We start from the raw sequence: 9,215 nt of genomic DNA on the forward strand, positions 1-9,215 counted from the left end.
AAAACCCTGGCGCAGCAGGATCCCGAAGGCTACGCCGAAGGCTGCGAGGCGCTGGCGCACGCCGATCTGCGAGCTGAAATCGGCGCCGTCCGCGCGCCGCTGCTGGTTATCGCCGGCGAGCACGATCCCGTTACCACCGTGGCTGACGCGGATTTCCTCCACCAGCACGTTTCCGGCAGCCGGGAAGTTATTCTGCCCGCCTCGCATCTTTCCAACGTAGAAGCACCGGCGGCGTTCAGCGCCGCGCTGCTGGATTTTTTTAAGGAGTATCAATGACCGACGAAGAACGCTACCGGCAGGGGATTGCTGTGCGCCGCAAAGTGCTGGGTGACGCCCACGTTGACCGCAGCCTGCAGCAGCTGACCCCGCTTAATGAAGAGTTTCAGGACTTTATCTCCCGCTACGCCTGGGGGGACACCTGGACCCGGCCGGGGCTCGATCATCACACCCGCAGCATGATAACCATCGCCATGCTGATTGCCCTCAACCGCGAGGCGGAGTTGAAAATGCACCTGCGGGCCGCATTTAACAACGGCGTCACCCGCGATGAGCTCAAGGAGCTGATCATGCACTCGGCGCTCTACTGCGGGCTGCCCGCGGCCAACGCCACCATGCATCTGGCCCAGCAGGTGTTTGACGAGATAGACGCCAGCGCGAAGTAGCCGCCAGCCCGGCGGGCAAGGCCCGCTAGCTGACGCTCGCCACAAAGGCGTTGAGTTTTTCCAGCGTATCGTCGAAGCGGCCCTCCGCTTCGGCGAAGCGCAGAAAGCCCACCTGCTTCACCAGAATCTCTTTTGGCGTCGGCGTCTGCCCGAGTAGCGCCATCACTTCATCGATAAACGCCGCCAGCGGCATATAGCCTTCCCGCGTCTCCTGGCCCGGCGTCAGGCCGGTCTGCACCGCAGGCGGGGCCAGCTCGATAACGTCCACCCGACCTTTCAGCACCTCGCGCAGCGACACCGTGTAAGAGTGGATCGCCGCCTTGGTGGCGTTATAGGTGGGCGTGGTGACCAGCGGCACGAAGGCCAGTCCGGAGGTGACGTTAATAATCGCCGCGTCAGGCTGGCTGCTAAGGTGATCCACCAGCGCGTCGGTCATGCGGATCGGCCCGAGCAGGTTGGTGGTCACGGTCTCTTCGGCGTCCGTCAGATCCCGCGCCGCGCCGGGATTTTCAAAGCGCATGATCCCCGCGTTGTTGATCAGCACGTTGAGGGCGGGGTAGGCCGACAGCAGCCGTTTCGCGAAATCCGCAATCCCTTCCGCGCTGCTGGCGTCCAGCGTCATAGCGTGAATATTGTCCCGGCCCGCAGCGGAAGCATCCAGCGCCTCGCGCCGCCGTCCGGCGATAATGACGGTGTTGCCCAGATCGTGCAGGCGGTGGGCCAGCGCTTCCCCGATGCCCGATCCGCCGCCGGTGATCAGAATGGTATTACCTGAGATCTTCAAATGGTTTTCTCCATATTTAATGTGCCCTGGTTAATTGGCGTTGCGCGCAGGTGGCAGGCAAGAGAATACGGCCAGCGCACGCGCTTTTGCGCCTCTTTAAATTGCCTGTTCACCCGCGATTTGCGGCAACTCTTTCAGGATAGACCAGGATACGAGCGGCTTCGGGTGATAAATTCGCCGGTTCGGCAGGGCGTTTGTAAAAGTGCGGCCCCGGGACTTGATCGTTGGGAATAGATAGCGATACTGTATTTATATACAGTAATTATGGATTGACGTTATGGATCTACTCATCCCTTATCACATTTATAACGGCGCGCCGCTGCCGCTGTTCCTCGAACGGGTGCCCTGTGGCTTCCCCAGCCCGGCCCAGGATTACGAGGAAGACCGCATTAACCTGCACAACCTGCTGGTGAGCCACCCGAGCGCGACCTTTTTTATCCGCGCCAGCGGAGATTCGATGCTGGGTGCCGGAATAAGCCACGGCGATCTGCTGGTGGTGGACCGCTCCCTGACCGCCCGGCACGGCGACATCGTGGTGGCATCGGTGGACGGTGAATTTACGATAAAAGAGCTGCAGACCAGGCCGTTTCTGCGCCTGATCCCCCGCAACCGCAATTATCCCGCCATTTCGTTTCAGGATGGAGACGAGCTGCAAATTGTCGGCGTCGTCACCTCCGCCGTGAAGATGTTTAAATAGCCATGTTTGCGCTGGTGGACGTTAATAATTTTTACACCTCCTGCGAGACGGTTTTTCGTCCGGATTTGCAGGGTAAACCGATTGTGGTGGTCTCCAATAACGACGGCTGCGTAATTTCCCGCTCGGCGGAAGCAAAAGCGCTGGGCATTAAAATGGCGGCGCCGTACTTCAAAATTAAAGAGGAATTGCGCCGCCATCAGGTAACAGTATTTAGCTCGAACTACGCGCTGTATGCCGATCTCAGCGCCCGGGTGATGGATACGCTGGCGGAAATGGCGCCGCGCGTTGAAATTTACTCCATTGATGAGGCGTTTCTCGACGTGTCGGGCATCGCCCACTGCATGCCGCTCCTTGAGTTTGGCCAGCAGATCCGCCGCACCCTGCGCCAGAACATTGGCCTGACGGTGGGGGTCGGTATTGCGCCCACCAAAACGCTGGCCAAGCTCGCGAACTATGCCGCCAAACGCTGGCCGGCAACCGGCGGCGTGGTTGACCTCTCCAGCCCCGAACGCCAGCGCCGGCTGCTGGCGCAGGTACCGGTTGATGAGGTATGGGGCGTCGGGCGACGCATCAGCAAAAAGCTGACGATGATGGGCATTGAAACTGCGGGCGATCTCGCCAACAGCTCGCTGTGGGTGATGCGCAAGCATTTTAACGTGGTGCTGGAGCGCACCGTGCGTGAGCTGCGCGGTGAAAAGTGCCTGCCGCCGGAGGAGTTCGCCCCCACCAAGCAGCAGATCATGTGCAGCCGCTCCTTCGGCTACCGCATCACCGACTATGAGGAGATGCGCCAGGCCGTCTGCACCTACGCCGAGCGCGCGGCGGAGAAGCTGCGCGGGGAAAAGCAGTTCTGCCGCTTTATCAGCGTCTTTATCCGCACCAGCCCCCACGCCGACGGAGAGAGCTATTACGCCCGGCAGGCGGCAACGACGCTGATTATCCCCACCAATGACACCCGCGATATTATTCACGCGGCCACCGGCGCGCTGGATCGCATCTGGCAGGAGGGGCACCGCTACGTGAAAGCCGGTATCATGCTGGCGGATTTTTTCAGCAACGGCGTGGCGCAGCTGGATCTGTTCGGCGAGCAGACGCTGAAGCCCAACAGCGCGGCGCTGATGGATGTGGTCGACGATATCAATAAAAAAGGCCGGGGACGCATCTGGTTTTCCGGGCAGGGCAGCGAGAAAACCTGGGCAATGAAGCGGGAGATGCTCTCGCCAAAATATACCACGCAGTTCAGCGACCTGCCGTGGGTGAAATAGCTTATTTGGGGAGCAAACGTAGGTAACGTACAGGCAGCCTGAAGGAGGACGGGTATAATAGAGTTTATTTAGGCGGTTTCATTATAGGTTCTTGTAATTATTTTTTTAAAATAAAAAGACTTTAAGTGTAAATAAAAGATGGCTGGAAGTTAACATCCGTTTTCGTACTCGTTAATATAAATGAAATTGCGATAAAGTGAGTGGGGTTTTATGCTGACTCTGCGCCACTATTATTTGCCCGCTTTTACATTTAGCGTTGATAGTCATAATGACTCTTAGATGAGTGGTAAAAGAGGTGTTCTTTAAGGTATACGATAAAAACTTGAACAGGATTAAAAGGTGATAATATGCTTGATACTTTTTTGGAAGATAAAGCAAATAATAGAAAGGTTAGTGAAGCCGTATTATCAGCATTCATTATCATTGAGGACTTTAAAGAAGGACTGCAGATTTCTGGTACCTGTTGGAGTCTTCGGCACATCCATGAGTTTTGCCCTGAAAGACCGCCGTTTGAGGGCGGTTACGGAAGTCAAGCTTTCGGGGATTCGCTCATTTTCCGCGTTACTCGGCCTGCAGTCTTACCCCTTCGGGGTCAGCGCAAGCGCTGCTCAAAGCATCAAAGATGCTTGGTCAAGTAACTCGGATTATTTCGGGTATAGCAAGGAAAACTTCTGAAATGAATAAAAATATCTTATTTTAGGCAAAGAATTCGATCTTGAACTTATAAATATCTATGATGAACTATCTGCAATAGATTTTACACAAAATATAGAATTGCAAATAATGGTCCTTGATGAGAATTTATTACAGTTATCTTTTGAATCTGGGATAGTCATTGATATCGGCTGGTATCCGGCTTTTGATGTTAAAGGTGCGTTTATCGTTTACAAAGTCGTCAATGGCTGCTGGGATAAACCTGAATATAAATGCAATGTGGGTTGGGATAAAAGTAGGTTGATTACTAAACTCAAAGAGGTCATCGGTGAAGTTCGGATCGAGTAATATGCTCTACAGAAACCAACAGCCAAAGAGGAAAACACAATGGAGCAGGAATTTACTCCCGAGCAACAGACGCTGATTCTGGAGACGCTCGCGCGTCGCGAAGCGGCGTTAATCCAGCAGGTGGAGGAAGCTATCGCGCAGACAGAAACCGATGCCAACGCCGAGTTTGCCCAAAACGGCATCGCGTTTACAGCACACTCACCGGCGAACGCCGATTATCTCAGCGCGGTATTGCTCGGCGCGCTGTTTGACCGCCTGCACCGCGGCGATCGCGCCCTGGGCGCGCATATTCTGACGATGGAAGCGAAACGGCTGGGCATCAGCCTGCTGGTAGACTGACGCCCCGGCGGCTATTTCTGAATCAGATAGCGAATGGTTGGCCCGTCCTGCTGTATATCCAGCACGGTGTAGCCGTGGTTTTTCGCATCCAGCGGGATGTTGTTAATGGACTGCGGGCAGTCGCTGACCACTTCCAGGATCTCTCCCTTTTTCAGGGACGGCATCGCTTCCAGCGTAGCGACCGCCGGATAGGGGCAGGGCTCACCCACCATATCCAGGCGATAATCGGGAACAATCGTTTTCATGCGGTCTCCTTGAGGGTTGCCGCCGATGCGGATTTGCGGCGAAAGAAGCGTTTTTCCCAGATGATAATCAGCGCCAGCGCCAGAGCTAATAGCAGGTAAGTCACCAGCAGCCCGCCCAGCGGCCCGAAGGCGCTGAGCAGATTAACCTTGTCCCAGCGGGTGGCCAGTGCCGGGGAGATATCGTCCCAGCAGTAGGCCAGTATTGTCGAGCCGATAACGTTGCCCAGTCCTACCCACCAGTAGTGCACCTGGCCTTCCACGGCGCGGTACATCCAGCCGGTTTCGCAGCCGCCCGCCAGCACGATGCCGAAGCCAAATAGCAGGCCTCCGATGACGGCGTTGGGCCCCGCCCACATAATTTTGGGTTCGGCACCGAGCTGAACATAGCCGAAGATGCCGATCGCGCTGGCCGCCATGCCAAAAATAATGGCCTTCGCCATCTGGGAGCGGCCGGTTATCCACAGATCGCGAAAGGCGGAGGTGAAACAGATCTGCGCCCGCTCAATCAGCAGCCCGAAGCCGATACCAAACAGCATCGCCAGGCCGAGCTTAGGATTGCCCGCTGCGGTGAGCAGTCCCCAGCCTGTCATGGCGATAAATACCAGCATGCCGAGGCGAAAGCGCCGCCGGGCCTGGTCAGGCTTTTGCGTCAGCGGAGAGGCGGCGGAAACTTTCTGCAGCGTGACCGGAATGCGGAACAGAGGCAGCAGAGTAAATCGCGCGCCAAACCACGAACCGATGGCGGTAGCGATAGCAAAAAACCACGCGTGCAGCGAGAACTGTGGTATGCCGGTGAAAAAGGCCGCCAGATTACAGCCCATCGCCAGCCGCGCGCCGAATCCGGCGATAATGCCGCCGGCCACCGCCTGAACAATACGGATCCTGCTGCGGGGGAGGCGCAGCTTGACGTTGTTGGCCCACAGCGCCGCGGCCAGGCAGCCGCCGAACATGCCGATAATCATCATGCCGTCGATGCGGGTCAGCGGCGTGCCCTCCAGGTGGATGAGCTTGTAGTAGCCCCAGGTTTCAGTATGCACGCCTGCCAGCTGCAGCAGCTGGCCGCCCCAGCGGGTAAATTCGCCGGTCACTGCCCAGAAGGTGCCAGTCAGGCCAAAATAGTAGGTAGAGAGAATGCCTGCGGCGATAACCGCGGGGACGGGGGACCAGAATTTTACCAGCCACGCCTGCCGGAACTGCTGCCATGTCATAGAAGTACCTCTGAACTCAGAAGGAACGCTGCCCGTAGGGCAAAAGGATGAGGGATAATACGCGAGTTTTCAGGGGAAAAACCTCGAAAGGATCAAAAGGAACGGGAATGAAAAGCTGCGCTCGGTGCCGTCATGATCAACGTAGCGCTAATTGCGCATCAGGAATCTTTTGGATACTTTATTCGCTTATTTCCAGATATGAAAGCAAGGACGAACATGGCTTTTACAGGCACGGAAAGTCGCTTTATTAGGGGGGCCTGCCGTGAATAAAAAAAGATCCGCAGTATTGTGTGCTGGCCTGATTGCGTTTTGGACTTGCGCGGCTTTCGCCGCAGGAGAATCCCAGAACTCACCGCAGGCCAGCGAAAGAACCTACGCGCAAAACTATAAAGATGGGGTTCTGGCAACCTGCATTGCGACGGCCTATGCCAAAAATAAAGAGGCCGGAATAGATGCCGGCAGCAGCGCCAGCGCGCTGCGCGACTGGACCTATTACGATCTTGAACAGAGTCCGGACGCGGTTAAAGCGCTGGTCGACAGTTATCTGGCCCGGGATTACAGCAATCCGCTGGCCGAGTCGGAGATTAAAGGTATTAAGTTCGACCTGCTTAAGTGTTTCGATCTTTACCACAGCGCCGCGCTGCAAAAGCTGGTGCAGAGGGTGGTGATGAAACCAAACCGGCGCTGGCGTCAGGATCATCCCGCGCCGTGAAATAGCCCTGCAGGGAACAGGGGCGGGCGGATTAAACGTTTCGCTTCCGCCCTCAGTAAATCACCATCCCCGAATAGGGCGCTTCCCGACACGCCGCCAGCCGGCTCTCCAGCGTGCCGCAGTGGGCCTCAAGCCGGTGGCTGTCCGGGTCGAGAAAATAGAACGAGGCGCCCTCGCTTTTGTTGCGCTTCCACTCACTCACTCCCGCCGCCAGCATGCTCGCCCGAAAAGCGGGCAGCGCCGCTTCCGCCAGCGTAAAGGCGTAATGGGTGTAGTCCCGCCGGTCATCCACGTCGTCCAGAGACAGGCACAGCCAGAGCCCGTCGAGGGAAAGATAGGCACCGCTGTCCCAGCGGGCGCGCAGGGTAAAACCGAGCAGCCTCGGATAAAACGCCACGCTGCGGGCGATGTCGCGCACCGCCAGCGTCATGTGGTTAAGCCCCGCCAGCACGCAGTGCCTCCCGCTGTTTATGCAGGTGATGCAGCCAGCTCTCCCGGGTCAGGGTAAACAGCAGGCTGGGCGGGCGGTCGGCGATGTCCTCAACTTCCCGGCTGTAGCGCAGCCCCGCTTTTTGCAGCACCCGCTGGGAGGCGAGGTGGTTGCGCCGCACCAGCGCGGAGATCTCCATCAGGGACAGGGCGGTAAAGCCGTGGTGGAGAGCAAAACAGCCGAGTTCGGTAGCGAGTCCCTGGCCCCAGACGCCGGTCTCAAAACGAAAACCGAGATTGTTGATTTTGCATTCGGGGGCGTCGCGGACGTTCAGCCCGCCGAAACCAATCACTTTCTCCGGGGCGCGGCGCAGGGTGATGGCCCAGCAGCCGAAGCCGTCGCGCTGCCACTGGGATACCCAGCGGACGAGCACGCCCTGAGTAAAGGCCAGATCCGGAAAGGGACCGGCGGGATTGTAGGTGTTGGTTTCCGGATCGCCGTAGATACGAAAGAGATCGGCCAGATCGTCGTCCCGCACCGGGCGGTATTGCATTCGCGCAGAGTGTAGTTCCATCGTAAACCTCGCTTCTGAAATCGAAATAAACGCAGCAGCAGGTAATCTGATTCAGTAAGAGTAGCGGCTAATCGTAAGATGAGCATATCGTTAAGCGTTGCGTGGGAGATATTCACATGATTGATGATGCAGGTTTTATTACCGCGCCGGTGAGCGGGGCGCTGCAGCCGGAATTTCGCGGGCTGGTGGAGGAGGTTGTTAACCGGCTCACCTTGCGGCTTGGCGACGCGCTGCACAGCATTTATCTGTACGGCAGCGTTGCCCAGGGCCGGGCGCTACCGGGTGTCTCGGACCTGGATGTCTGCCTGATTCTGAAGCGTCCGCCGACTGAAGCAGAAAACCGCGTGATTGCCGGGATCGACGAATGCCGCGGTCGTTATCCCGGTGTGGCTTGTAAAACAGATGTCGATGTGGGGACGCTGGCCGACGCGCTGGCGCCGGAAAACCTGTATAGCTGGGGCTACTGGCTCAGGCACCACTGCCGCTGCATCTACGGCGACGATCTTAGCGTGCGGTTTCCGCCATTTCGTCCTTCAAAACACATTGCCCTGGCGCTAAACGGTGACGTTATGACCGTGCTGGAGAAGTACATCGCGGACCTCAATAAAGAGGAAACCGGCATACAGCGGCGGCTGCTGCGCCGGGCGGCGGCCCGCAGGTTGGTGCGCGCGACCAATATACTGCGCGGCGATAATGATGCCGACTGGCCGGACACACTGGAAGAGTATGCCAATCGCTTTCGCAGACGGTATCCGTGCCGCGCGGCGGATATCGATTATTTTGTTCGGGAAAGCCGCAACCCCGGCAACGATACGCGCGACTTTATTACCCGCCTGCGGCAATTTATGACCTGGCTCGGCGGGTGCTGCGCCGATATAAGGTACAATCCCGCCCCTCATTCTTTGACCGATAGCGATCCTCAATGAAAGACAACATCAATCAGGACATCACCCTCCGTAAGCTCAGCGTCTTTATGATGTTTATGCAAAAGGGCAATATCGCCCGCACCGCCGAGGCGCTGGAGCTCAGCAGCGTCAGCGTGCACCGGGCGCTGCATACGCTGGAAGAGGGGATCGGCTGCGCGCTGTTTGTCCACAAGGGGCGAAACCTAATCCCGCTGCCGGCGGCGCTCACCTTGCAGGAGTACGGGCAGGAGGTGCTGTCGCTGATGAGCAAAGGGGTGGAGGAGACTCGTAAGGTGGCGGGGGTCGGCAGCGGCCGCCTGCGCATCGGCACGCTTTACTCCCTGACGCTGGAAACGGTGCCGAAAATTATTATGGGCATGAAGTTGCGGCGC

The 9,215-nt window shown here is 57.5% G+C and carries 14 protein-coding genes; 9 read left to right on the forward strand and 5 right to left on the reverse strand.

The genetic code is table 11. The features are described from left to right. On the forward strand, positions 1-276 hold a 276-nt coding region (locus QZ766_RS14230; RefSeq protein ID WP_297203029.1), incomplete at its 5' end, for an alpha/beta hydrolase. Next, positions 273-662 carry a 4-carboxymuconolactone decarboxylase gene (pcaC, locus tag QZ766_RS14235; RefSeq protein WP_297203030.1) on the forward strand — a complete coding sequence of 130 codons (390 nt, stop codon included), beginning with the start codon at positions 273-275 and terminating at the stop codon, positions 660-662. The genes QZ766_RS14230 and pcaC, both read left to right, overlap by 4 nt. A gap of 25 nt (positions 663-687) precedes the next feature. On the opposite strand, the gene QZ766_RS14240 is transcribed toward pcaC, so the two are convergent. Then, on the reverse strand, positions 688-1,446 hold the full coding sequence (locus QZ766_RS14240) for an SDR family oxidoreductase (protein ID WP_297203031.1): 759 nt from the start codon (positions 1,444-1,446) through the stop codon (positions 688-690). Positions 1,447-1,723: 277 nt separating this feature from the next. Here QZ766_RS14240 and umuD point away from each other — a divergent pair, with 277 nt between their 5' ends. From umuD to QZ766_RS14260, 4 genes are all read left to right on the forward strand, one after another. After that, positions 1,724-2,143 (forward strand): translesion error-prone DNA polymerase V autoproteolytic subunit, encoded by a 420-nt coding sequence (umuD, locus tag QZ766_RS14245; protein ID WP_297203032.1) that lies wholly within the window; start codon positions 1,724-1,726, stop codon positions 2,141-2,143. Positions 2,144-2,145: 2 nt separating this feature from the next. Further along, entirely contained in the window at positions 2,146-3,408 is a 1,263-nt protein-coding gene (gene umuC / locus QZ766_RS14250) for a translesion error-prone DNA polymerase V subunit UmuC (protein WP_297203033.1), read from the forward strand. Positions 3,409-4,191: 783 nt separating this feature from the next. Then, the gene (locus tag QZ766_RS14255) at positions 4,192-4,410 is read left to right on the forward strand and encodes a hypothetical protein (RefSeq protein ID WP_297203034.1); all 219 of its coding nucleotides are present in this window, start codon (positions 4,192-4,194) and stop codon (positions 4,408-4,410) included. A gap of 39 nt (positions 4,411-4,449) precedes the next feature. Beyond that, on the forward strand, positions 4,450-4,749 hold the full coding sequence (locus QZ766_RS14260) for a nitroreductase (protein WP_297203035.1): 300 nt from the start codon (positions 4,450-4,452) through the stop codon (positions 4,747-4,749). Between the two features lie 11 nt (positions 4,750-4,760). Here the strand turns inward: QZ766_RS14260 and yedF are convergent, their stop codons facing one another. Further along, positions 4,761-4,994 (reverse strand): sulfurtransferase-like selenium metabolism protein YedF, encoded by a 234-nt coding sequence (yedF, locus tag QZ766_RS14265; RefSeq protein WP_297203036.1) that lies wholly within the window; start codon positions 4,992-4,994, stop codon positions 4,761-4,763. After that, positions 4,991-6,202, reverse strand: coding sequence for a selenium metabolism membrane protein YedE/FdhT (yedE, locus tag QZ766_RS14270; RefSeq protein ID WP_297203037.1), 1,212 nt, complete (start codon positions 6,200-6,202; stop codon positions 4,991-4,993). The genes yedF and yedE overlap by 4 nt, the downstream gene beginning before the upstream one ends. Before the next feature lie 262 nt (positions 6,203-6,464). Here yedE and QZ766_RS14275 point away from each other — a divergent pair, with 262 nt between their 5' ends. Beyond that, positions 6,465-6,914: a type VI secretion system amidase immunity protein Tai4 gene (locus QZ766_RS14275; RefSeq protein ID WP_297203038.1), complete on the forward strand. Its 450-nt coding sequence runs from the start codon at positions 6,465-6,467 to the stop codon at positions 6,912-6,914. A 52-nt stretch (positions 6,915-6,966) separates the two neighbouring features. On the opposite strand, the gene fos is transcribed toward QZ766_RS14275, so the two are convergent. Together fos and QZ766_RS14285 are read right to left on the reverse strand one after the other, a co-directional pair. After that, positions 6,967-7,365, reverse strand: coding sequence for a fosfomycin resistance glutathione transferase (gene fos, locus QZ766_RS14280; RefSeq protein WP_297203039.1), 399 nt, complete (start codon positions 7,363-7,365; stop codon positions 6,967-6,969). After that, entirely contained in the window at positions 7,349-7,918 is a 570-nt protein-coding gene (locus QZ766_RS14285) for a GNAT family N-acetyltransferase (RefSeq protein ID WP_297203040.1), read from the reverse strand. Before QZ766_RS14285 ends, fos begins: the two co-directional genes overlap by 17 nt. Positions 7,919-8,034: 116 nt before the next feature. Between QZ766_RS14285 and QZ766_RS14290 the strand changes: the two genes are divergently transcribed. Beyond that, a complete protein-coding gene (locus QZ766_RS14290; RefSeq protein ID WP_297203041.1) occupies positions 8,035-8,844 on the forward strand; it encodes a nucleotidyltransferase domain-containing protein in 810 nt (269 codons plus the stop codon). After that, a partial coding sequence (locus tag QZ766_RS14295; RefSeq protein WP_297203042.1) for a LysR family transcriptional regulator occupies positions 8,841-9,215 on the forward strand: 375 nt, incomplete at its 3' end. The genes QZ766_RS14290 and QZ766_RS14295, both read left to right, overlap by 4 nt.

This window comes from uncultured Pluralibacter sp., assembly GCF_913775985.1.
Classification (GTDB): domain Bacteria; phylum Pseudomonadota; class Gammaproteobacteria; order Enterobacterales; family Enterobacteriaceae; genus Pluralibacter.

Bases quoted from the DNA above. Each gene is read 5' to 3' on its own strand.
- pcaC (WP_297203030.1), top strand. From the start codon at position 273: ATGACCGACGAAGAACGCTACCGGCAGGGGATTGCTGTGCGCCGCAAA.
- umuD (WP_297203032.1), top strand. From the start codon at position 1,724: ATGGATCTACTCATCCCTTATCACATTTATAACGGCGCGCCGCTGCCG.
- umuC (WP_297203033.1), top strand. From the start codon at position 2,146: ATGTTTGCGCTGGTGGACGTTAATAATTTTTACACCTCCTGCGAGACG.
- QZ766_RS14255 (WP_297203034.1), top strand. From the start codon at position 4,192: ATGGTCCTTGATGAGAATTTATTACAGTTATCTTTTGAATCTGGGATA.
- QZ766_RS14260 (WP_297203035.1), top strand. From the start codon at position 4,450: ATGGAGCAGGAATTTACTCCCGAGCAACAGACGCTGATTCTGGAGACG.
- yedF (WP_297203036.1), bottom strand. From the start codon at position 4,994: ATGAAAACGATTGTTCCCGATTATCGCCTGGATATGGTGGGTGAGCCC.
- yedE (WP_297203037.1), bottom strand. From the start codon at position 6,202: ATGACATGGCAGCAGTTCCGGCAGGCGTGGCTGGTAAAATTCTGGTCC.
- QZ766_RS14285 (WP_297203040.1), bottom strand. From the start codon at position 7,918: ATGGAACTACACTCTGCGCGAATGCAATACCGCCCGGTGCGGGACGAC.
- QZ766_RS14290 (WP_297203041.1), top strand. From the start codon at position 8,035: ATGATTGATGATGCAGGTTTTATTACCGCGCCGGTGAGCGGGGCGCTG.